The following is a 23,294-nucleotide window of genomic DNA, read 5'->3' on the forward strand; positions in this document are numbered from 1 at the left end:
ATTCCGTGGCGGGTCAGTCGAGTGTCTTGATGAGTTCGAGGGTTTGGAGGCTGCGGATGGCCTGGCAGCCACGGTGAATCATGGCGAGCATGGCGTCGTCGCCACGGTCGGTGGTCGCGGCGAAGGCGTAGCCGAAGGTGGTCAGGAGGGGGATTTGGAGCATGCCCAGGCGGTAGTCGGTCCAGCAGTCGGCTCGGGTGTAGTCGGTGACGCCGTGGGCGAGGAGCCGGTGGTGGTAGGCGCTGACCAGGGAGTGTTCGGTGGTGGCGCGCAGATCGGGGGAGAGACTGGTGCCGAGGAAGTAGGCGAGGTCGCGGGCGGGGAGGCCGATGGTGATGGTCTGCCAATCGACAACCGTCACAGTGGATTCGGCCGGATCGAACAGGAGGTTGTCGAGGCGATAGTCGCCGTGCAGGAGACAGAAGCGGTCGGGGCCGGTGATCAGCCAGGGTTCGAAGAGTGCGGCTGAGGCGGTGAGGGTCTCGCGATCTGCTGCGCCGATCCGGTCGCCGAGACCCGAGAGAACCGCATCCAGGGCGACCTTGCCGAGTTCCCCCATGCCGCGGGCGAAGTCGGCGTCGGCCTTCGGCATGGTGACGCCTTCGAAACTCAGCCACGCCGGATCGCACCAGCGCGGTCCGTGTAGACCGGCCAGCGCCTCGACCGCGAGGAGCGCGTCCGCCTCGGAACACCCGCGAATCTGATCACCCTGCGTAGCGGGCGCGGAATCCGACATCAACAGTACGAATTGCGAAGCATCAGTGGTGATATCGCAGTAGTAGACCGACGGCAGCGGCACCGAGACGGTATCGGCGGCACGGGTGTAGAAGGCGTGCTCCGCGCGGTAACCGAGCGCAACCCGCTCACGCACATCCTGCTGCTGGGACGGCAGCTTCGCGATGAAAGTGCGGGTGGATCCGCAGGACTCGGCGGTCACCCGATAGGTCGACGCCGTCTGTCCCGTGCCGACGGGCTCGACCCGCACCGAGGCGAACTGCTCGTCCATCACCGAACTCAGCCACGCGGCCGTGATCTCGGCAGGGCTGGAAGGTATCGAGTCGGGCCGGGCGCCGGGCGGTCTCGGTGAAGCTGTCATGATGCGTTCCTTGTTCCGGGGTCCTGCCCACCATGCACCGATCCGGCAGCGCCGCGCAGGGATTCGTCGGCACTCAACACGGCGCGACGGCGGCGGAACGCGCGCCGAACACGCCGAGCGGGAGGGGCTCTCGCGGTGTGCGGTCCCCACCGCTGCACACCGCGAGAGGATCATGGGACGGCCGACACCATCCGAATACGTTGCGTCGCGTGCAGCGCGGGGAGCGCTGCCGCAGGCGCGGACACACGGTGACCCGAGCCGTGGCGCAATGCCGATTCGGTTGCGTCCGGGCAGGTCAGCTGCTTGTTGATCATCAAAACATCGGCCTGCTCCGCCGCGCAAGCGTGGACGGCCAATCCGGCTACCCTCTTGGTGAGTAGCGATTTCGCCTGTACTCCTGATACTGACTGGAACGAGTACTAGGAAGGTCGCTACATGCTTGCGGAAATTCGGATGCCGACATTGGGCGCGTACACCAAACAGCTACGGGATCGCCACGATTGGACGCAGCCACAGCTCGCCGACAAGGCCCGGATCGGGTTGAGCACACTCCGCAAGCTCGAGCAGGACGTTCAGGTCGACTTCCGCGGGCACACGCTCGACAACCTCGCGAACACGCTGTGCGTCAGCGACGACGAGCGTGAGCACTGGTGGGCGCTGACGGGACGCAAGATGCGGACACTCGGCGCGCCGACCATCGCGGAGGACGTGAATCTTCTGGTCACGCAACTGGATCCGACGCCCGCGGCCTGGATCGCGAACTGGCGGGTGGACCTGGCGAACGACGCCTACACGCGATTGCTGCCGGGATTGGTGGGTGCGGAGTCGTTGCCGCAGTGGATGTTCACCTCACCGAAGGCCAAACTGGTGTTGCCGGACTGGTGGGCGGAGGCGCGCACGCTGGTCGGTCTGATGCGGCATATCGCGGTCGTCGACGGCGGGCACGGTCGCACGATGGAGGTGATCGACGCGGTGAGCACGGTCCCTGATTTCCGGCGCCTGTGGGACAGCGGCGTGGTCGCGGTGGCCGGGCGTCCGGCGGGCCTGCGCCGCATCTGGTCTCCGGCCACCGAATCGACGGTGACGGTGCGCGAAGCGATCTACCCCACGGGGGAAACCGGTGTGCTGGTCATCGGTTTCCCGGCCGGGGACAAGAAGGTCAGGCAGACAGGCCGTCGAGCCAGGTCCGCAGGATCGGATCGGTGACCTCGGAGTGGGTGTAGCTGGGTGAGTGGTTGGCGTTGACCCCGTCGATGGTCTCGACCTGGGTCCGGCCGCCGAACCGCGCGGCCAGCGCCTCCTGATGACTGCGGTGATACACGGGGTCGCTGATCCCGTGCATGACCAGCACCGGCGAGGTGATGACCTTCAGTTCGTCGTCGATGGTTTCGCGGTTCATCAGCGCCCACCCGGCCTGCTCGAGGCGGCGGCGGTCGTCGGCCAGCCAGCGATCCAGCCAGAAGGCGCGGTGTTCGCGGGTGCCGCCTACCATCTGCGAGGCGATCGGTTCGGCCAGCGCCCGCAGATCACCATCACCGAGAATCCACTGGTTCATGATGATTCGCTTGTAGGCCGGGTACTCGTAGGGGTCGTAGGCATCCGAACGCGATCCGATCAACGCCAGCCCGAGCACCCGCGAGGGCTGCTGCAACGCCATCCGCATTCCGATCCATCCGCCCTGGAACTGGCCGATGATCGCGAACTTCTCGATCCCGAGGTGGTCGGCGACGGCGAAGGCGTCGCGCGCGAGGGTCCAGTAGTCGAACGGTTCGTCGCCGTCGCTGCTGCCGCCATGCCCGCGACTGTCGATGGAGATCAGCCGATAGTCGGGGGCGAGGGACTTCTCCTGCGGCTCCCACATCACCGAATCCATGAAGAACCCGTGCAGCATCAGCACGGCCGGGCCGTCGCCGCCGGTGTCGCGATAGGCCACCTGGGCCTGGTCTTCGGTGGTCACATAGGGCATGGCATGCGCCTTCCTGGCTGGTGTGCATTGCGCCAGTGACAGATTCGGCGCTCGCCCGACGATAACCTGTTTCAGTTTCGCGGGCATATGTGCACCCCGGACGAATTTACGCCGGGTTATCGGCCAGCCAGTCGAGGACCTGGGCAGCGTGCCGATCGGGTGGGAACACCGGGTAGAAGACGTGCTCGACGATCCCGCCACGAACGATCAGCGTGAGCCGCTTGTAGAGGCGCGAGCCGTCGATTTCGAAGGTGGGCAGCGACAAGGCCGCGGCCAAGGACAACTCGGGATCGGACAGCATCGGGAACGGCAGCGCGAGGCGGGCCGCGACCTCGCGCTGGTAGAGGGTCGGCTGGCTCGACAGGCCGAACACCCCGGCGGCACCCGCGGCCCGCAACTCGACGTGATGGTCGCGGAAGTCGCAGGCCTGCACGGTGCATCCGCGCGCACCCGGAATGTCGTTCCATCCGGTGGGGAGGTCGGTGTCCGGGCGGCCGGTCAACGGGTAGAGGTAGATGACCGTGCGTCCGGGATCCAGCGCCGAGAGGTCGACCTCCCGGTCGTCGGTCGCGGCCAGCGTCAGGCCGGGCATCGCGCGGCCCGGAAGGTGTTGCGCCGCACCGTCATCGGCGGGCTCGGGGACATTCGACGGCAGGATCGTCAAGTCCGTGACCGGTGCCGGAGGGACGCTGCTGTGCCGATAGGCCGCCTGGTGCAGCCGCTTCGAGAGCAGTTCACGCCGCGCGGTGAGCGCCTCGATCTTGGCGTCGAGCCCGTCGATGGCCTTGCGATACTCGGCCATCGAGGAAGGGCAGTCGTCGCCGAAACTGCTGCCCGCCATCAGGCACTCCAGGAACGGCCGCGTCTCCTCGACCGGAATACCGAGCAGGTTGAGCGTCCGGATCTCGCGCACGAGCCGGACCGCATCGTCGTCGAATTCGCGGTAGCCGTTGCCGGTGCGCGCCGGAGCCACCAGCCCGAGGGTTTCGTATCGCCGGATCGCCTTCGGGCTGATGTCCGTGAGCCGAGCGAGTTCGCCGATCTTCATGCCACCGAATGTAAATCCTGCCCCCGGGGGCAAGGTCAAGCCCGAGTGCCGACCCGGGACTTGGAGGCGGGCCGCCGGTGCGGCAGCGCGTGCGCGGCGATCGGCCACGCGATCCCGTGCACCACGATGCTGCCCAGCACCACATAGAAGGTGGCGGTCAGCGCGGCATCGGCATCGGTGTCGTGCAGCCGGTTGAACGCCAGCAGCCCGAACACGATCGAGGTGGTGCCGCGCGGCCCGAGCCAGCCCACCATCTGCCGCTGCGGCCGAGTCAGATCCGACCCGATCAGCGACAGCACCACCGGCACCACCCGGACCACCGTCAGCGCCGCGAGCGCGAACAACAGCATCCGCCAACCCAATTCGGTGAACACCACCAGCACCGACACCAGCCCGAACACGAACCACATCACGATGCCGAGCACGAAGCTGATGTCGTCGAGCAGTTCGAGCTGCCGCTCGTAGGTGGGCGACTTGCGCAGATAGCTGGTGACGATGCCGGCCACGAACGCCGCCACGAATCCATTGCCGCTGATGCCGGTCGCGACCGCGAACGTCAGCACCGGAACAGCCATCAGCGCAATGCGTTTGGACTGTTCGCTCATGAGGTTGCGGCCCTCGGCCTGATTGGCCGCCCAGGCCAGCACCGCCCCGATCCCGATCCCGACGATCAACGCCTTGACCGTGGCGGGCCCCGCCGTCCCCAGCGCCTCCCACGGCGTCTTCTCGTGACTGAGATCCCCGGCCATCACCAGCGCGAACACGAAGATCGGCGACGCGATCCCGTCGTTGTATCCACCTTCGACATTGAGCGTGTCGCGCACGCGGGCGGGAATCCGCTTGTCGCGCACGATCCACGACGCGGGCGCGAAATCGATCGGCACCACCACGCACGCGATCACCAGCAGCACCGCCCACGACAGCCCCGGCAGCAGCCATGCGCCCATCAGCATCGCCAGCGCGATACTCGCGGGCAAGGCCAGGAACAACACCCGGAACGCCGTCCGTGGCGACTTCCCGAACAGCCCGTCCTTCACTTCGGTGGCGTCCACGAACAACAGCACCGCGAGGATCAACTCCGCCGCCGTCAACGCCGTCTGCGTATTGAGCGCCGCCCCCACCGAATCCCGCATGACGAACCCGACGGCCACCCCGGCCGCCACCATCAGAATCGGCGCGGACACCAGCCATTGCCCGAATTTCGCCGCCACCAGCGCCCAGCACAGCACAACGAGACTGATCGTGATCAGAGACAGGGTCACGACGTCATGCTCCCATATCCGATCGCTACCGATTTGCCCGATTCATTCGGGCGTGCCCCGGTGTCGTCGCTCCACCGCATCGGCGAAGGCCCGGGCCAGCGGAGTGAGCGCATCCCAGCGCCGCACCGCCCAGCCCACCGCCAATGGCGGCACGAACGGCAAGGCCAGATACCGCACCCGGCTGTCCGCCGCCGCACCCGAGTCATAGGGCAGCGCCGGAACAATCGCGTGCCCGGCCCCGAGTCCGGCGAGCAGCACCGCGGTATTCCAGTCCGTCACACCGGTTTCCGAGGCCGCTTCGACCCCGAGCCGAGCCAGCGCGGCGTCGAGATGGCGACGCGAGGCGGCGTGCTCGGGCAGCCGGATGTGCTCGAGCTCGGCGAGATCCGCGGCGGTGACGGCGAGCCGACCGGCCAGCGGATCGTCATCACGAACCGCCAGCACCCACGGCAGCTCCACGATCGGCCGCAACTCGATACCCGGTACCGGCGCACCGATGGTCACCCACGCCAGGTCGACGGCCCCCTCGGCGAGCGCATCGAAACTCTGCCGACTGGACACCGTCGTGCGGAATTCGAGTCGCGCGCGCGGAAATCGCCGACGGAACTCCACGATGGCTTCGGCCATGAAGTGCCTGATCGTCGTCGCCCCCGTGTGCACCCGCACCGAACCGGCTTCGCCCCGGGCGAATTCGCGCAGCCGATGCAGTGCCAGGTCCAGACCGGCGATCCCCTCGGTGGCGGCCGCGTAGAGCACCAGTCCCTCCGCTGTCGCCGTCACCCCGTCCGAATGCCGTTCCAGCAGCCGAACTCCCGTCGCCCGCTCCAGCCGTTTCACATGCTGACTGACGGCAGGCTGGGTGCAGGACAGCTCTCGGGCGACGGCACTGAGATTCCCCGTGTCGCACACCGCGACGAAGACGCGCAGGTCGTCGAACGTTATTCGCACCCCTGCCACCGTAGTTTCCGAACGCCCCAAGCCGGATCTTGGGGCGTGCCAAGACATTCCGAGAATTGACCCGCGCAGGCGGGGCAGCCGATGATCGTTACGGGCCCAATGGCGGCAACCCGTCCCGGCTTCTCCGCCACGTCCGGACATTCGCGGACCTGCCGGGACGGGTGCCGACCCGCAGCATTTCGCCGTACCCACGCGAATTCCTCCGAGGAGGCACAGTGAGCAACCTGAATACCGGCGGCACAGTTGCCGTTCCGTCGATGCACCGCCGGGCCCTCATCACCTGGATCGCGGTCTACCCGACCATCACCATCGCGCTGGCCCTGATCGGCCCGGCGACGGCACAGCTGCCGCTGCTGGTGCGCACCTTCGTTCTCACCGCCATCGTCGTACCGTGCGTGGTGTACGTGCTGGTCCCGATGCTCACCCGAATCACCCATGCGGTGAGCGTCGGGTATCGCCGTCGAGTCCCTACGACACCGGCGTCGCCTCGGGGAAGGTCCACTGTCCGTTGAGGATCGGGGCCTGCGGACGGTAGAGGCGGACCATGTAGTTCCACCCGGGTTCGATGGGCAGGCAATTGAGTACGGTGGGGTTGCAGCCGCCGAACTGGATGTCGACGGTCCGGTCCGGTTCTGCTTTCGCGGTGACGTTGTCGACGGTGTAGGCGTTGGCGGAATTCGGCTGGAACTGCCCGGCGGCGTTGTAGACGCTGATCGACCAGAAGCCCTCCACCGGAACGTCTTTCACTCGGAGGCGATAGATCGTGTTGCCGTCGTTGCGACCGGGTGTGACGGTCAGGTACTCGGCATCCTCGGGCGGGTTGCCGCCCCACGCGGACGCACTGCCGATGAGATGGTTGATCGGGTCGACCTTGTCGCGGGGACCGAACGCCCCCGCGGTGCTCGGCAAGGTGGACGCCAGAGTCAGCAGGGCCTGGCGGACCACCACGAAATTGTCGGGTGTGACCATGACCGGCTGGTTGAGCGGGTAGTCGGGTGCGGGAGTCGTGCTCGGCATGGTGGTGTCCTTGGTTTCGGTCGGCTTGGTATCGGCGTCGCAGGCGGCGACGGCGAGTAGCGCCACGGTCGTCAGGGCTGCCAGGCGAACCGTGGCTGCTCTCACGCGAAATGGTTTGCCTTGCAGTGAGATCGGCACAGCGGTTCTCCTAGGTCAGGGGGTCGTCACCGGGGGTGGGGTCCAGGTGCGGTCGACCGCCGGGGATTTCGGGGCGTAGAGGCGCAGCGTGAGAGTGAATGCGCCGGTCTCGGGGATGGGCAGCCAATTGGCGGACGGGATCTCCGGGCCGGGACGTTCGTATTGCGCGGCGATATCGACGCTGCCGTCCGCGTTCGGCGTGACCGGCACCTGATGGCCGACCGCGTAGATCCCCGCCGGATTCGGGATGAGGAAACTGTCGGCCGCGTAGGCGGTCAGCGACCAGAAGGCATCCACGGGTGGCAACTGCCCAGGCTCGAAATGGATGCGGAACGTGCGGGGTACGCCGCTGGCATCGGCGGTGCCGTAGAAATTCGGGTAGATCGCGTCTTCCGGCACGTTCGCACCCAGGCCGCCACGCGCGACGTAGGCCCGCTGGTCGTAATTGGTGCCGTAGCGGCCCGTGTCCGCGCTGTAGGTCCACCCGTTGAAGTCATGGCTGCCCGGGTCGCGGTAGTCCTCGACCCGCCCGAGCCCAGCGGTGACCGCGGCGTCGAGCACGTCGGCCGCAACATCGTCGACGCTGCCGCCAGGTCTGATCCCGAGATGCGCGAAACGTTCCAGTGCCGCAGCGTCTTCCGACGCGGGCGCGTCGATCGCCATCACCGCGCACAGCCGGTTGAAGAAGGTGCGCCCGTCCATCTTCGCGACGATGGCGACCGGATCGGCGGGTCCCGGCGCGGCCGCGGCCGGATTGCCCGCACCCGGCCGGCGCGACCATTCACTCAACGGCGCGATCAGCAGTTGATCCTGAATGGCATGCACCGCAGGCAGATCCGCCGCCCCGTTCACCGCGATGCGCCCGAGGATCCAGCCCTGCGGCGTCGGCATCGGCAACTGTGTGATCCCGTCGGGCAGCGTCCCGTTCCAGCCGGGCGGGGTGAACGCGTAGGTGAACGGCCCGGTGGCTCCCGATTTCACCTGCGGCCGAACACTGCTCGGGTTCTGGGCCACATTGGTCCACATGTCCATGGTCTGCATCAGCCAGTACCGGCCCGCGTCCATCGCGGGCACCTGCAACACCACCGGTTCGGTGCGCAGATCCAGCCAGGCCTTCGAGTAGAGGGTGTCCTCGTTGGGCCGCACCAGTGAGCGGTTGGCCGCGTCGGGCAGTGAGCGCGCGTGATCGAATCGATTCTCCGGCGCGCTGTGCTCGCGGGTGACATCCATGATGACGAGCGGGTAGCCGAACACGTAGGCGTCGGTGGCGATGGCCTCGTCGGGTCCGGGAGTGCCCGGCGTGGGCACGGTCTGCGGCGACCCCGAGTTGCGACCGCAGGCCGCCACCCCGAACACGCCGACCGCCAGCATCCCGGCTCCCAGCAGTATCGACCGCCGACCGACACCCGGCCGTACGACATCGGCGAAATTGATCGCCGCCGAGCCGAAATTGATGATCGGGAAGTTCATGGTGGCCTCGTTTCGAACGGATTCGAATGACCATTCCGACCTTTCCGTCGCGATCGGGCTCGCGCTTCACCTGCTACGTGTGAAGTCGCACCCGGGCTATCCGTCACCGCATACGTCGGGTCCTGGCGGGCTCGCGGACGCGCGTGCAAGATGGCGGGTACGGCAGCGGAGCGGCGTTCGTCCGTCGACGATCCAGTCGCAACCGCCCCCTCGGACGCTCGCTCCGCTGCCCGGCGGATGTCAGCTGGTCAATCGGAATCCGTGCGCGAAGTCGACATCGGCAAGCTGCTCGCGCCGGACCAGGCCGAGCTTGGCGAATTCACAACCGCCGTCTGCGGCGCTACCGCAAATTCCGCATCGCGAACTCGGGCATGAATTTGTTCACACTCGGCCCGGATCGGCAGGTCAGCCGAGGTCTCGCACGGCTTCGTCGATGAGATCCACGACCGCCTTGGGCTGGGAAGCCAGCGAGGCGTGACTCGCGGGCAATTCGATGAGTCCGCGCGGCTTAATGCGCTCGGCCATCCGACGTTCGTTGTCCGGGTTGATCATTCGATCCTCGGTCGACACCTGATACCAGCTGGGCTTGGCCTTCCAGGCGGGCGCGGTGATCGTGTCGGCGAAGGTGGAGCCCAGCGGGGCCTTCTGGGTGACGGCCATGACGAGGGCTTCCTCGTCGGACAGGTCCTGGCAGAAGCTCTCCTGGAACTTGTCCTGTGCGATCCAGAGGTAGCCGTCGGAGTCGGGGGCGATATTGGCGAAGGCGGCGGGCGGCAGCTGCTCGCTGATCTGCCCCGGGCTCTCGCCCGCGTCGGGCGCGAACGCCGCGATATAGACCAGTCCGGTGACATTGGGCAGGTCACCGGCCTCGGTGATCACCGCGCCGCCGTAGGAGTGCCCGACCAGCAGGACCGGGCCGTCGATCTGGCGCACCATCTTGCGGGTTCGTTCGGCGTCGTCGGCCAGTGCGGTGAGCGGGTTTTCCACGGCGTGCAGGTTGCCGTACCCGCGCTGCCGCAGTTCCACGATGACCTTCGACCAGTGGGCGGCGCCGCCCCAGAACCCGTGGACCAGAACGATTGCCGGTTTGTCGGCCATGACTTGCCTTTCCTCGGTGACGTGCGCTGCCTGCTGCTCTTCGATCGGCACCAGAAGAGAACTCCGATGCGCCGGCCTACCGGCCGACCGGGACGTTCACGCTGTTCGGCTCACCGCGCCGGTCAGTCCGCAGAGCTGCTCGGCGTCGCCTTCCAGAATGACGTGCGCGTCCGCTCCCGCGACACTCGGGTCGCTGATGTAGTGACCGCGCGGGCGAACCCGGGCAGCGCGGCACTTCGGCGAATTAATCAGATCAACCGGATCTCCGGCCGTTTTGCCGAGTCGTCTCGGTCGGTTTGTTTGCGGCCGCAACGGGGGGCTATTTATTGCGTTCCGAGTGAGTTCGGCTGTGGCTGTTCATGATTCCATCATACGGTGGCAACACATCCCTTGTATTCATCGCGACTCGGCGCGAGAATGATAATGCGCCTCACGGCCGGCGGATCATCGTCGCACCGCTTACGTGACCGCTGGCGGAGCCGAGCTGCTACGGCGTGCCTGCTGGTAGACGGTCCCGGGCTGCGCCGCCCGAAAATGAATATCTGCCCCTGGAGGACTCGATGTCCGAACAGTCCAATATTGCAGTAGTGCAGGATCTTTACGCTTCCCTCGGCAAGGCCGATATGGCCCATGTGCAGCAGGAGCTTCTGCATGATCAGGCCGCGGTGCAGGTGCCCGGCCAGCATCCGCACGCCGGAACCCATCGCGGCAGCAAGAATGCCGTCGAATTCTTCACCAAGATGCGCGGTGCCAGCTCCGAGATGTCGCTGGAACCGCAGACCATCGCCGCGGCGGGCGACCAGGTGATGGCGCTGGTCCAGGTGCGGGGCCAGCGCAAAGGCAAGAACAAGACGATCGACACCCGCGACGTTCATGTCTTCACCGTGTCCAACGGAAAGATCACCCAGTTCAGGAGCTTCCACGGCGATCAGAACGCCACGGACGACTATCTCTCCTGATATCTCCCCGAATTTCGGAGGTCTGGTGGCTCGGGGAATTTACCCAGGGCCACCGGTCCGGTATGGCAAGGGATTCGAAAGATGAAGTTCGGCATCCTCGGTTCTCTCGTCGTGACGGAAAATGACGAGCCGCGAACGCCGACGGCGCCGAAGCAGCGGCAATTGCTCGCGCTGCTGGTGTTGAATACGAACAGGGCGGTATCGGTTGCCGAGTGTGCCGAAGAGCTATGGGACGGAAACGCTCCCGCCTCGGCAGTGGCCACCGTACACACGTATGTCATGGGTCTGCGCAAATGCCTGGCCGGCTCCGGGAAATCGCTCGCGCCGACCGTGAACCCGTTGCTCACCGGTCACCAAGGCTACCTACTATCCATCGAACCGGGCAGCCTCGATTTGCGGGTGTTCGAGGAGCTTTCTCGAAATGGTCGATCGGCGTTGGAAAATGACGACGAGCACACCGCCGCGCATGCGTTGCGCGACGCGCTCGCGCTGTGGCGCGGCCCTGCCCTGGCCGACGTGCATCCGGGTCCGGTGTTGCGAGCCCGACTGGCGGGCATCGAGGAACTGCGCCTGAGCACCCTCGAACAGCGCATCGAAGCCGACCTGCGGCTCGGGCATCACCACGAGTTGCTTTGCGAGCTGGCCACTCTGGTGCAGCAGCATCCGTTGAATGAGAACCTGCACGCGCAGTTCATGGTGGCCCTCTACCGCTCGGGCCGACCGGCGAGCGCACTGGCGGTCTATCAGGGTCTGCATCGTGCGCTGAAGCTGGATCTCGGGCTCGAACCGTCGTCCCGCGTGCGCAGGCTGCAGCAGGCTCTGCTGGTGTCCGATCCGGCGCTGGATATCGTGCCGCACGCCTGTTCGCGGTTGTCGCTGGACCTCATCGGTGTGGCCGCCGGCTACTCGCGCCAATCCTTCGCGATGCGCCATCGGCTGCCCGGGGCTCACGGCGTACTGGGCTGACTGCCGCCGCTGGCGGGCGACCCGTTCGTCACCGTGGCGGCCAATGCCTCGACCATGACCGATAGCGGTGCCGCCAAATCGATTTCGTCCGCGGCGAATTCCACGCGGTAGCGGCTTTCGAGGGTGATGGTGAGCTGCATCGCGGTGAACGAGTCACCGCCGACGTCGAGGAACGAGGCCGATCGGTCCACGGGTGCGTCGGCGTGCAGGGCCGCCGCCAGTTCGGCGAATATCGACTCGGTGATGGAATCGAACGAGCGGGTGCGGGCGTCCGGCGGTACGACGCGGTCCGCGGGGGCTGTCGGCCGGGGCGATTCATCCAACCAGTACGGCTTCCGCTGGAATGGATAGGTCGGCACGGTGGGCAGGATCGCGGTACCCGGTGCCGCGAGTGCTGCCAGGGAAATATCGATGCCGGATCGGAACAGCTCGGCGACCAGGGCGAGGAACTCCCGCACCGGGTCCTGGTTCGTCAGTTCCACGGTGTGTTCCGCCCAGCTCGCCCGCGCGACGACCGCCGGGTCGGTCGGGCGGCCGGTGGGATCGACGGTGAGACCGAGTGCCGCGCAGGCCGCGATCAGCCGCTGCGCGGGCTCTCGGTCGGGGGTGGTCCCGGCGAACAGCAGCGGGAACCTGGGTGCCAGCGCTTCGATCATGGATCGCAGACGGTTGTCGTTGTCGGACAACGCGATCGACACCACGCCGAGATGACCGGATGGCGGCGCGATATCGGTGGCTGCGATGAGCGCGGTGCGGAGATCGGCGATGCTGTCGGCGACCACGGCATGGCGATATGCGTGCGCTACCCGGCCCGCCCGCAGGGTGTGGCAGGCCGCGGCGACGGATTCGGTGTCGAGGTCGGCCAGGAAACCGTGTATCGCCGCGATGGAATCGCGCAGTGCCGGAAGGGATTTGGCGCTGACGGTCAGCAACTCCGGCCATCGGGTGTGACCGGACTGCGACGCCGGCGGCCGATACTCCTCGAGCAGAGCGTGTGCGTTGGTACCGCTCATCCCGAACGAGCTGACCGCGGCGACGCGGGCCGCGGGGCCCGGGAGCCACGGTCGAGTGCCACGGGGGACCTCGACGTCCAACCCCTCCCAGTCGACCAGGGCGTTCAGGGGTCCGTCTGCCACGCTGATCGATTGCGGCACTTGGCCTTCGCGCACCATGAGCGCGGCCTTGATCACGCCGGCGATGCCGGCCGCGCCCTCGAGGTGCCCGAGTCGCGCCTTGACCGTGCCGACCTGCAGCGGTGTCCGACGCTGCGGTGCCCCGGACCCGAGCACCGTGTCGATGGACCGGATCTCGATCGGATCGCCTACGCGCGTGCCGGTTCCGTGCGCTTCGACATAGCCGACGCGGTCAGCGGTGAGTCCGCTGTCCGCGAGCGCGGCCCGGATAACCTCCTGCTGGGCGCGGCCGTTGGGGACCGTGAGCCCGGAGGACGCACCGTCGTGGTTGACGGCGCTGCCGCGCAGGACAGCCATGATCGGGCGGCCTTCGCGTTCGGCATCCGAGAGCCGCATCAGTACGACGACGCCGACGCCCTCGCCGCGCCCGTATCCGTCGGCGGAGTCGAGGAAGGATTTGCACCTGCCGTCGGATGCCAGCGCGCCGCTCTGGCACAGTGCCACCATGGTGCCGCCGGAGAAGATCAGGTTCGCACCGCCCACCAGCGCATAGCGACATTCGTTGCGCCGCAGGCTCTGTGCCGCGAGATGCAGGGCGGTGAGCGACGACGAGCACGCGGTGTCGACGCTGAGCGCGGGTCCGCCGAAGCCGAAGGTGTAGCTGATCCGCCCGGCGGCGAGTGCGTGCCCACCGCCGACCAGGGTGAGCGGCCCCGGCTCCGGGGTGCCGCTGACGGGCCGCTCGGCGTAGTCCGAGGACATCATTCCGATGAAAACGCCGACGGGTAGGCGGTGCCGTCGTTCCACCGCGATGCCCGCACGTTCCATAGCCTCCCAGGTCGTCTCCAGCAATAGTCGCTGCTGCGGGTCGCAGGTCGCGGCTTCACGACTGGATATGCCGAAGAAGCCGGCATCGAAGGCGGCGACGTCGTCGAGGAATGCCGCCCGGCCGACATAGGACCGGCCGGGCCCCGCCCTGCCCGGCTGATGGACCGCACGCAGCCCGGGGCGGTCCGGGGGAATGGCGGTACTGCCGTTCCGCTCTCCGAGTAGGAATTCCCAATAGCTTTCGAGGTCGCTGATACCGCAGGGGAAGCGCAGTGCGGCACCCACCATCGCCAGCGGTTCGCGCGCGGCGAGTTCGAGTTCGGCCACGCGGGCGCGAAGCCTGCGCAGCTGACCGAGCTGGCGTACCAGCAATTCCCTGGCCTCGGTGATCTGCATGGCCGCCTCACTGCTCGCTGTCGAGGTCTCGCTCGATGGCGCTGATCAGTTCCGCATCGGTGAGGCCGCGGATCAACGCGTCGTCTTGTCCGGACTGGTCGGCGATCGGTACAGGCTCGCAAGCGCACACCTCGAGCAGGTGCGTCGCGAGGTCGTGCACGCAGGCGTGGTCCATCGCGATGGTGGACGGCAACACGATGCCGAGCGAGTGGGCGAGATTCGCGCCGATGTCCAGCATCATGATGGAATCCAGTCCGCTGTCCTCGAAGCCCCGGTGGTCGTCGAAAAGCGCGGCACGACTGTCGTTTTCACCGAGTGCCCGGGCCATCTCACCCCGGATCTCCCCGCAGATTCGTTCGAACCGGAAAGCGGGTCGCAACCCGATCAGCGCGCGGAGCAATCGGCCGTGATCGGCGGGGACGGTCCCGGCAGTCCGCGTGATGGGAGCGGGCGTCGCCCTCCCGGTGCGGTCGCCGAGCTGCCGGAGGTGATCGATAGCCATGGCGGACACCGGGTTTCGCTCGCAGGTGATCGCCGTGTGCAGCAGACTCCAGGCCTGTGCGTCGGAGAGGGTTCCGACGCCGCGGTTCCCGGCCCGCATCGCGATCCGCGGGCCGGCCGCCAAGCCGCGTCCGGAATCGGGCAGCCAAGGGCCCCACGCGACGGCCACCGCGGGTATTCCGGCAAGCCGCAGTGTGGAGGCGAATCCGTTGAGGTAGCCGTTCGCGGCACCATAATTGGCCTGACCGGGCGATCCGACGGTCGCGGCGGCTGAGGAGAACAGTACGAAGCCCGCGAGATCTGTTCCGGTGCAAGCCCTGGAGAGTGCGGCGGCTCCGGCGGCCTTGGCAGCGAAGACGCGATCGAAATCAGCGGGGGTCAGCTCGTCGAAGCGGCGATCGGCGACGACAGCGGCGAGATGGAACACATACCGCAGGGGAGCGCGCGTCTTCGCGATCCGTACCGCTTGCTCGCAGACCTGCGGGTCGGTCACGTCTCCCACCACGATGTCGACTCCGACGCCCGACTCGGACAACTCCGAGAGCGTTTGCTGGGCAGCGGCATTCGGGGCATGGTGGCCGACCAGTACGAGGTGCCGCGCGCCGTGTGCGGCGAGCATTCGCGCGAGCGCGCCGCCCAGTCCGCCGAACGCACCGGTGATCACGGTGCTGGTCGCGACGAGTTGCAGCGGTGTCGCGGGCAGCGGCAGCGCGACAGGCTGGCGGGCCATGATGTCGGACCCGTGCAACCGGACCGCGGACAGGTCCTGGTGCGCGCCGATCCACGACTCGACGACAGTGGCGAATGCGCCGGTGTGGAATGCGTTTCCGAGGGTGATGCTCAGAATTCGCCGTGCGGGTTGTTCGGCGGTGAGGCAGGCCAGCAGGCCCTCCACCGCAGCGGTCAGCGGCGCGAGTTCGATCCGGTCGTCGAGCAGGACGATGCGGGGCGTGGCGGGATCGGCCCGTCGAAGGTCCGCGGCGAGGTCGGCACAGCTGGCGGCCACCTGATCGGGTGTGGTTGCCGCCGTGTCGATGTCGTCGGCCACCAGGCGGGTATCGACATATAGCGTCGGCGGCCCGGTGTAGGCATCGGGCTCGGAGTCGATCACGATATGCCCGGCGAACCGCAGTGCCACGCGTACCCGTTGTGTCGCAACGGTATCCACGCCCAGGACGCTGACCAGACCGGTCTCGGAGCCCCCGAAGACGGTGGCGTCCGCGACGGTGGTCGCGGCCCAGGGGGATTCGAAAGCCGTCGGGATCGGACCGGAGCGGCGGAGCTCGGAGCGGGCGATCTCGCGGACCCGGAGTCCCTCGACCACCAGCAGCGGACGCGCCGCCGTGTTCCAGAGCGTGATGTCGGCGGTCTCGACGCGCAGTCCGCTCTCGGTGAGCGGGCGCGTCCGGGTAGCCCTGGTGTGTGCCCACAGTGCCGTGTCCCAGCGGGCCGGTCCGGTATGATGGACGCTTCGCATCGAGAACGGCACCGCGAGTCCGATATTCGGGGATGTCGGTTCGCCGATGCGGAAGGCTCCGATCGTTTGAAGGCACGAGTCGATCAAGCCGGGATGCAGGACATAGTCCTCGAGCCGATCGGGCAGCTCCGGGAGCTGGAATCGGGTCAGTGCTTCATCGCCGCGGACCCATATCCGCGAAACCCACTGGAACGCCGGTCCGAGCGAATAGCCGAGTGCGCGCAGGAACTCGTAGAAGCGGATGCCGTCGATGCTGTGATCGGCGTCGGCGATGAAGTCCTCGACGTCCACGGTCGCGGCGTCGGGGGGCGCGGCGTCGGGGACGAGGTTCGCCGTCAGGTGGGTGCGCCAATCTCGGCGCGGGCCGTCGGTCGGTGTGCTGACGATCGAAAGCCGCTGTGGCGCGGGGCCGGTCGCGGTCAGCAGTTGCAGGGTGAAGGCGTCCTCGTCGCCGACGATCAACGGGTCGGTGCAGACCACGTCGCGCAGGGTCACCGGGGCACCGCCGCCCGTGTCGGCTTGTAAGGCGCTTGCGATGGTCGCCAGATGTGACGAGGCCGGCACCAACACTGTCGCTTCGATGCGGTGATCGCGCAGGCATGCCGGGAAGTCCGCGGTTCGCTTGAACTCGAACACCCGCTGGGTGACTGCCGGTGACCGCAGTTCTCGACCCCAATGGGGTTGGTGCGGTGCTGAATACGATGCTTCGGCTGTCGGAGGTTCGGTGTGCGGGGTCCAGTACCGCACCGGAGCGAAGGGATACGACGGTGCCGCGCAGGCGGGGTAGCGCAGTGCCGGATAGACCTGGTCCCAGGCGATGTCGACTCCGAGCTCATAGAGCTGCGCGGCTCCGATCACCATGACGTCGCGGTCCGGCGTACCGCGCGTCATGGAGGCGAGGGCGCCACCGGACGGAGTCAGCGCGGCATCGGCGATCATATTGATCGCGGTCCGATCGGGCCCGAGCTCGATGACTGTGTCCACCCCGGCCGCCACCATCGCGGCCACTCCGTCCTGGAACCGCACGGGCTCGCACAGATGCCGGACCCAGTAGTCCGGGTGATAGGAGCCGGGTACGGCCACCGTGCCGGAGACGTTGGACACGATCGCGATCTCGGGCTCGGCGAAGGTGAAGCGGGCGCAGACGCGCGCGAACTCGGCTGCGATCGTGGTCATCGATCGAGAGTGGGCGGCAATGGAAATGGCTAGTTCGTGGTACTTGATGTCCGCCGCGCGCGCTGTTGCCGCGACAGCGCGGACGGCGTCGGGCGGCCCCGAGATCACCACCGCCGCAGGCCCGTTGACGGCCGCGACATCACAGTCCGTGCCCACCAGCCAGTCCCGGACCTGGTCGAGCGGTGCCGCGAGGGCGAGCATCGCGCCCGGCGCGGTGGCGTGCATGAGCCGGGCCCGGTGGGCGATCAAGCTGAGGCCCGAGGGGAGGTCGAGGACGCCCGCCACGATGGCGGCGGTGATCTCGCCGGTGCTGTGCCCGACCACCAGATTCGGTGTCACGCCCCATGATCGCCACAGCCGCGTCAGCGCCACGCCGTGCGCGACCATGGCCGGCTGGGTGTAGTGGATCCCATCGAGCAGGTCGGCGGCCTCGCCGTAGAGCACGTCGCGCAGATCGACATCGAGATGTTCGGTGAGCAATTCCGCGCACTCGTCGAGAGCCGCCCGGAACACCGGTTCGGTCTCATAGAGTCCGCGCCCCATATCGGGGTATTGGCAACCCGCGCCGGGGAATACGAAGCCGATACGTGGTGTCCGCGCGCTGATGTGCGCCGGATCCGGTGCGGCCCACCGCTCCCGCAGTTGCGTGGTGGAGTCGGCCAGCAGTACTCGGCGATACCGGTGCTGGGCGCGACCGCGGGCCGCGGTCGCCGCCAGCGACTCCAGCTGCCCACTCGACGCCGCCGCGTCGACGTAGGGCTGCCAGTGCTCCCGCACCCGTTCGAACGCCGCGATATCCGGCGCGGAAACAGGTAGTGCCACCACTGTTCCGGCCGCCGGGGCCATTTGCCGGTCGCGATCACCGGGCAGTGGGCCAGGATCCGAAGCGGCCTCGAGGACGACATGTGCGTTCGTGCCGCTGAACCCGAAACTCGATACCCCGGCTCGGCGCGCGCGTCCTGTCCGCGGCCACGGTACGGCGGTCTGCGGGATCCGCAGCGACATCTCCGCCCAGCCGATGTGCGGGTTCGGTTCCGTGGTGTGCAGGCTCGGCGGAATCACGCCGTGCCGCAGCATCGTCACGGTCTTGATCACACCGACGATGCCCGAAGCCGACTCGGTATGCCCGACAGCGGATTTCGCGGCACCCACCCAGAGCGGTTCGCTCGACGTCCGGGTTCCGCGCAGCGCGTTCCACGCCGCTCCGATCTCGATCGGGTCGCCCAGGGCTGTGCCTGTTCCGTGTGCTTCCAGATAGTCGATGTCGTCTCCGGTGAGACCCGCGTCCGTGAGCGCCTCCGTGATGACGGATGTCTGCGCTGCCCCGTTGGGCACGGTGAGCCCGGCCGAGGCCCCGTCCTGGTTGACCGCCGTACCCCTGATCACCGCGAGTACCCGATCACCGTCGCGCCGGGCGGCGGTCAGGGGTTTCACCAGCACCACCCCGCACGCCTCGGCGCGCACGAACCCGTCGGCGCGCGCCGAGAAACTCCGGCATCGCCCGGTCGGCGAGAGCATGTGCGCCCGGCTCACGGCGATCGAACTCTCCGGTGCGCACACGATATTGACGCCGCCCACGATCGCCTGCCCGGACTCACCCGCGCGCAGCGAGCGCACCGCCAGGTGCAGTGCGACCAGCGACGAGGAGCACGCGGTGTCGATCGCCATGGCGGGCCCGGTGAGCCCGAGGTGATAGGAGATCCGTCCGGCCGCGGCGTTGAGTGCGGTGCCCCCGGCGAAATAGGCGTCCAACCCGGTCGGTCCGCCGCGCGCCAGCAGCCGGGCATAGTCGGAATTGCTGATCCCGACGAAGACCGCGGTGCGGCTGCCGTGTAGGCCGGTCGGGTCGATGGCGGCGTCTTCGAGGGCATGCCAGGTGGTTTGCAGCAGCAGTCGCTGTTGCGGATCCATGTTCTCGGCCTCGCGCCGGGTGATGCCGAAGAAGTCGGCATCGAAAATATCTATGTCAGATAGGAATCCACCCTGATCGTTGCTGATCGTCCCCCGATCGCCGCCGCCCGGTCGCGACCGTAGCGCGCCGCTGTCCCAGCGCTCGGGTGGTACAGGTCCGACCGCGTCGGTGCCCGCCTCGAGCAGCTCCCAGAACTCGTCGACAGAATTCGCGCCGGGGAACCGTCCGGCCATGCCGATCACCGCGATCGGCTCCGAGGTCCCGGCGCTTCGATCCTCGGCAGCGCCGCGTCCGGCGGGAACCGGTGGCAGGGTGCGGCGCGGCGGCGGACGGCGGGAGGGGTGCGCTCCGGCCGGTCCGGCTGCGCGTTCGGTGAGATGGTCGGCCAGCCGGGCGACCGTGGGGTAGTCGAACACGTCCGAGACCTTCAGCGTCACGCCGGTCGACGCGCCGAGGTTGCGCGCGAGATCGACCGCCATGATCGAATCCAGGCCGAGGGCGACGAATCCCACCTGCTCGTCGACGAGACCCGGATCGGCATGACCGAGGGTGGCGGCCAACAGGTTTCGCACCCGCTCCCGTGCCGCGTCGGCGCGCTCCGCGACGGGCAATCGCACGAGTGGCACGCAGCCGGACGCCGCCGATCCACCGCCGCGCACCCGATCGAACAGCGCCCGCGGCCGGATGGTGTCGAGCACCTCGGTGAGGCGGACCCAGTCGACCGCACAGGCCAGCGCATGTGCCCGGCCCCCGGGCCCGGCATCCGCGAGCAGCGAACAGGCTTGTGTCGGTGACACTTCGGGCAGTCCCATGCGCGCCAGCTCGTGCCGGGCAGCACTGTCGGCCATACCCGGCACGTTCCATGAACCGTATCCGAGAGCGAGCGCGGGCATTCCGAGGGCGTGTCGGTGCGCGGCGATGGCGTCCAGACCCGCGTTCGCGGCGGCGTAAGCCGCGTGGCCCTCGTGGCCCCACCACGCGCTGGCCGAGGAGATCAGGATGAAGAAGTCCAGAGCGGTGTCCCTGCTCAGCAGATGCAGCCACCAGGCTCCGCTGTATTTGCCGCGCAGTGCCGTGTCGAAATCGGCTGTGTCGGCATCCCGTATCGGTTTTCCGGACAGGGTCCCGGCGGCGTGCACGATGCCGCGAACGGGTGGATCGCTCTCCTGCCACACCGTGCGCAGCGCGTCGGGGTCGTCGCAATCGACAGCTGCGTATCGCACCGCCGCGCCGCCCGCGCGAAGTGCGCCGATCCGGTCGAGACTCTCCGGCGGCAGCGCGCCTTCGGGTCGCCTGCCCAGCAGCAGTAGTGAACGCGCACCGCGTCGGAGCAGGTCAGCGGCGATGGCGGAGCCGACACCGCCCGCGCCGCCGCTGATCAGATAGGTCGCATCCGATCGCACGGTGAGCTCGGCACGGGATGTCGGCTCGGCGGGCGTGATCCGAGCAGCGTGGGCCACGCCCGCCCGGACGGCGAGCAGGTCGTCGTTGCCGTGCCCGACGACGGCGCGTACGGCGGCGGCGTAGTCCGCCGTGGTCGGCGTCACCGGCAGGTCGATCGTTCCGCCGAAGACCGGCCCCAGTTCGAGGCCGAGCACCGGCGCCAATCCCGACAGCACCCCCGAGTGGACCGCGGTGGCCGGATCACTCTCGTGAATCCGGTGCGCACCCAAGGTGATCAGGACACCGCGGGCATCGGGTCGGCAGTTTGCCAATTGCCGCAGCGCGGAGGTCGCCCGCGTGCACAACAGTGCTGCGCCCCCGGCGGGGTTCGCGCCGCGGTCGGGAGAGTCCGGCAGCGCGCCTGCCCGCAGAACGAGCAGAAAGACCGGAGTCGCGGCATCCGTGCCGTGAAAGATGGTGCGCCACTCCACATCGTCGTCCGGCAGTGGATGCCTCGACCATCCGGGGGGAGGATGCTGTGCGGATCCGCCCAGGACCATCCCGTGCGCGGCCCTCGCCGCAGCCGCCGCGACGAGCGCGTCGACGGTCGCCGGATCGTCCCCGGCGACAATCGCGACCGGCAGCTCTGGTTCGCCGAATTCTATTGGCGTCCAGTTCAATACGTGCAGTGTCGGCGCGCGTTCGGGCTCGCTCGGCTGGGTCGATCGATCGTGGCGGTCGGCCACCACGGCCGGGAGGGGGCTGGGTAAGGGTGGCCCGCACCGGATCCGCTGTGCGGGGACGTGGGGTAGATCGAGGATCAGGTGTTCGGCGCGGATGTCCGCGCCCTGATTCTCGCGTTCGGCCTCGATCTGCGCGGAATCGCCGGTGCATTGCGCGGAATGTGTTTCGGACGCAGCGAAACTCCGCAGCGCCGCGGCCGCCGTCGCGCCGTCGCCCGCGGTGATGCGCAGGCGGACCGGATGACGGGGACGGCCATGAGTGATGGTGTAGGCGAAGGCCACGAACTCGTTCGTGCTGAGCGTGTCGGCGCGTTCGGCCAGCGCGGCGGCGTATCGGCGCAGCGCCGTTTCGCTGCGCGCGGAGGGTTCGAATCCGGCTGTCGTCGAAGGGATCCCGGCCGCTCGCGCCGCTGCGGGGGCCGGTCCCAGCAAGACATGGACATTCGTTCCGGTGATACCGAAGGAACTGACTCCCGCCAGCGGTCCGGATTCCCGCAGTGACCACTCCTGCCGCTCGTTCGACACCCGGATACGGGTGCCGGTCAGATCTATGCGCGGGTTCAAGGTCCGGAAGTGCACCAGCGGCGGCACTTCCCGGTGCCGCAGGCACAGCAGTGCCTTCACCAGCCCCACCACGCCGGAGGCGGCCTCCAGATGCCCGGCATTCGTCTTGACCGAGCCGACGTGCAGCACCCGCCCTCCGTTCCGGTGCCCCAGGGTCGCCGCGATGGCCGCCATCTCGATGGGATCACCCAGGGGCGTACCGGTTCCGTGCGCCTCGAGCAAGCCGACGTCGGCCGCGTCGCATTCGGCATCGGCCAGTGCGGCTTCGATGACCGCGCGTTGCGCCCGCTCGTTGGGCGCGGAGAATCCGGCGGACCGCCCGTCGTGATTCATCGCCGAACCTCGCACGACCGCGAGAATCCGATCGCCGTCGCGCTGGGCGTCGGCCAATCGCTTCAGAACGGCGATCGCGCACCCTTCCCCGCGCACATAGCCGTCGGCGGTGGCGTCGAAGGTCTTACAGCTGCCGCCCGGTGACAGCGATCCGGTGCTTCGGATGCGCCGGGTGGAGCCGGGCGCGAGCACCAGGTTCACGCCACCGGCGACCGCCGCATCGCATTCGCGGCGGCGCAGGGCCTGCACGGCATGATGGACAGCGGCCAGCGAGGATGAGCACGCGGTGTCGAACACCATTGCGGGACCGGTGAAGTCGAGCGCGTAGGCGACGCGGCCTGCCGCGAAACTGTGGCCCATCCCGGTTGCCCAGTAGGTGTCGATGCCGGTGCCGGGCCAGTCCGCGTAATCCTGGCGGCCGGTGAGCCCGAGGAAGGTGCCCACCCGGGTGCCCGCCAGGCTTCGCGGAGGTATCGCCGCGTGTTCCAGTGCATCCCAGACCACCTCGAGCAGTAGCCGATGCTGTGGGTCCATCGCGCAGGCTTCCCGGGGACTCAGTCCGAACAGCGCGGGATCGAAGTCGAGCGGATCGTCGAGGAAGCTGCCCCGGGCGCGCAGCTCGGACCACTCCGAGTCGAAGGGCCATCGCCGCCGCGCGGGCAGGTCGCCGACCAGGTCGCGGCCCGAAGACACAGCGGCCCAATAGCTGTCGAGGTCGTCGATACCGCCGGGCAGTCGCAGTCCGACGCCGATCACGGCGATCGGACCGCGCCCCTCGGTGGCGGCGAGCGCCGCACGCAGTCGCGCGATGGTGGCTGTCGCGCGCCGCAGTGCAGCATCGCCCGCATCCCCGTTCAGATTCATCGCCGTC

14 protein-coding genes are annotated in these 23,294 nt (G+C 68.1%); 4 read left to right on the top strand and 10 right to left on the bottom strand.

The features are described 5' to 3' along the window. Positions 1-13: 13 nt before the first annotated feature. Positions 14-1,096: a phosphotransferase family protein gene (locus OG300_RS11440; protein WP_405494951.1), complete on the bottom strand. Its 1,083-nt coding sequence runs from the start codon at positions 1,094-1,096 to the stop codon at positions 14-16. 435 nt (positions 1,097-1,531) lie between these two features. Between OG300_RS11440 and OG300_RS11445 the strand changes: the two genes are divergently transcribed. Continuing rightward, positions 1,532-2,302: a helix-turn-helix domain-containing protein gene (locus OG300_RS11445; RefSeq protein WP_405494952.1), complete on the top strand. Its 771-nt coding sequence runs from the start codon at positions 1,532-1,534 to the stop codon at positions 2,300-2,302. On the opposite strand, the gene OG300_RS11450 is transcribed toward OG300_RS11445, so the two are convergent. From OG300_RS11450 to OG300_RS11465, 4 genes are all read right to left on the bottom strand, one after another. Continuing rightward, positions 2,256-3,062 carry an alpha/beta fold hydrolase gene (locus OG300_RS11450; protein WP_405494954.1) on the bottom strand — a complete coding sequence of 269 codons (807 nt, stop codon included), beginning with the start codon at positions 3,060-3,062 and terminating at the stop codon, positions 2,256-2,258. The genes OG300_RS11445 and OG300_RS11450 overlap by 47 nt on opposite strands. A gap of 106 nt (positions 3,063-3,168) precedes the next feature. Continuing rightward, the gene (locus tag OG300_RS11455) at positions 3,169-4,110 is read right to left on the bottom strand and encodes a MerR family transcriptional regulator (RefSeq protein WP_405494956.1); all 942 of its coding nucleotides are present in this window, start codon (positions 4,108-4,110) and stop codon (positions 3,169-3,171) included. 35 nt (positions 4,111-4,145) lie between these two features. After that, positions 4,146-5,372, bottom strand: coding sequence for a cation:proton antiporter (locus OG300_RS11460; protein WP_405494958.1), 1,227 nt, complete (start codon positions 5,370-5,372; stop codon positions 4,146-4,148). A 42-nt stretch (positions 5,373-5,414) separates the two neighbouring features. Further along, positions 5,415-6,320 carry a LysR family transcriptional regulator gene (locus tag OG300_RS11465; protein ID WP_405494960.1) on the bottom strand — a complete coding sequence of 302 codons (906 nt, stop codon included), beginning with the start codon at positions 6,318-6,320 and terminating at the stop codon, positions 5,415-5,417. A gap of 224 nt (positions 6,321-6,544) precedes the next feature. Here OG300_RS11465 and OG300_RS11470 point away from each other — a divergent pair, with 224 nt between their 5' ends. Then, complete coding sequence (locus tag OG300_RS11470; protein WP_405494962.1) at positions 6,545-6,841, top strand: hypothetical protein; 297 nt, start codon at positions 6,545-6,547, stop codon at positions 6,839-6,841. Here OG300_RS11470 and OG300_RS11475 read toward each other — a convergent pair. From OG300_RS11475 to OG300_RS11485, 3 genes are all read right to left on the bottom strand, one after another. After that, positions 6,798-7,451, bottom strand: a complete 654-nt coding sequence (locus OG300_RS11475; protein ID WP_405494964.1) for a DUF1214 domain-containing protein — start codon at positions 7,449-7,451, stop codon at positions 6,798-6,800. The genes OG300_RS11470 and OG300_RS11475 overlap by 44 nt on opposite strands. A gap of 48 nt (positions 7,452-7,499) precedes the next feature. Further along, a complete protein-coding gene (locus tag OG300_RS11480) occupies positions 7,500-8,954 on the bottom strand; it encodes a DUF1254 domain-containing protein (RefSeq protein WP_405494966.1) in 1,455 nt (484 codons plus the stop codon). Positions 8,955-9,359: 405 nt separating this feature from the next. Continuing rightward, complete coding sequence (locus OG300_RS11485) at positions 9,360-10,052, bottom strand: alpha/beta hydrolase (protein WP_405494968.1); 693 nt, start codon at positions 10,050-10,052, stop codon at positions 9,360-9,362. Positions 10,053-10,612: 560 nt separating this feature from the next. Here OG300_RS11485 and OG300_RS11490 point away from each other — a divergent pair. After that, entirely contained in the window at positions 10,613-11,011 is a 399-nt protein-coding gene (locus OG300_RS11490; protein WP_405494970.1) for a nuclear transport factor 2 family protein, read from the top strand. A gap of 81 nt (positions 11,012-11,092) precedes the next feature. Beyond that, positions 11,093-11,977, top strand: a complete 885-nt coding sequence (locus OG300_RS11495; protein ID WP_405494972.1) for a BTAD domain-containing putative transcriptional regulator — start codon at positions 11,093-11,095, stop codon at positions 11,975-11,977. Here the strand turns inward: OG300_RS11495 and OG300_RS11500 are convergent. Both OG300_RS11500 and OG300_RS11505 read right to left on the bottom strand, forming a co-directional pair. Then, complete coding sequence (locus OG300_RS11500; RefSeq protein ID WP_405494975.1) at positions 11,959-14,334, bottom strand: beta-ketoacyl synthase N-terminal-like domain-containing protein; 2,376 nt, start codon at positions 14,332-14,334, stop codon at positions 11,959-11,961. The genes OG300_RS11495 and OG300_RS11500 overlap by 19 nt on opposite strands. Before the next feature lie 7 nt (positions 14,335-14,341). Continuing rightward, on the bottom strand, positions 14,342-23,287 hold the full coding sequence (locus tag OG300_RS11505) for an SDR family NAD(P)-dependent oxidoreductase (protein ID WP_405494977.1): 8,946 nt from the start codon (positions 23,285-23,287) through the stop codon (positions 14,342-14,344). Between the last annotated feature and the right edge of the window lie 7 nt (positions 23,288-23,294).

Source organism: Nocardia sp. NBC_00511 (genome assembly GCF_045161165.1).
Classification (GTDB): Bacteria; Actinomycetota; Actinomycetes; order Mycobacteriales; family Mycobacteriaceae; genus Nocardia.

Bases quoted from the DNA above. Each gene is read 5' to 3' on its own strand.
- OG300_RS11440 (WP_405494951.1), bottom strand. From the start codon at position 1,096: ATGACAGCTTCACCGAGACCGCCCGGCGCCCGGCCCGACTCGATACCT.
- OG300_RS11445 (WP_405494952.1), top strand. From the start codon at position 1,532: ATGCTTGCGGAAATTCGGATGCCGACATTGGGCGCGTACACCAAACAG.
- OG300_RS11450 (WP_405494954.1), bottom strand. From the start codon at position 3,062: ATGCCCTATGTGACCACCGAAGACCAGGCCCAGGTGGCCTATCGCGAC.
- OG300_RS11455 (WP_405494956.1), bottom strand. From the start codon at position 4,110: ATGAAGATCGGCGAACTCGCTCGGCTCACGGACATCAGCCCGAAGGCG.
- OG300_RS11480 (WP_405494966.1), bottom strand. From the start codon at position 8,954: ATGAACTTCCCGATCATCAATTTCGGCTCGGCGGCGATCAATTTCGCC.
- OG300_RS11485 (WP_405494968.1), bottom strand. From the start codon at position 10,052: ATGGCCGACAAACCGGCAATCGTTCTGGTCCACGGGTTCTGGGGCGGC.
- OG300_RS11490 (WP_405494970.1), top strand. From the start codon at position 10,613: ATGTCCGAACAGTCCAATATTGCAGTAGTGCAGGATCTTTACGCTTCC.
- OG300_RS11495 (WP_405494972.1), top strand. From the start codon at position 11,093: ATGAAGTTCGGCATCCTCGGTTCTCTCGTCGTGACGGAAAATGACGAG.
- OG300_RS11500 (WP_405494975.1), bottom strand. From the start codon at position 14,334: ATGCAGATCACCGAGGCCAGGGAATTGCTGGTACGCCAGCTCGGTCAG.
- OG300_RS11505 (WP_405494977.1), bottom strand. From the start codon at position 23,287: ATGAATCTGAACGGGGATGCGGGCGATGCTGCACTGCGGCGCGCGACA.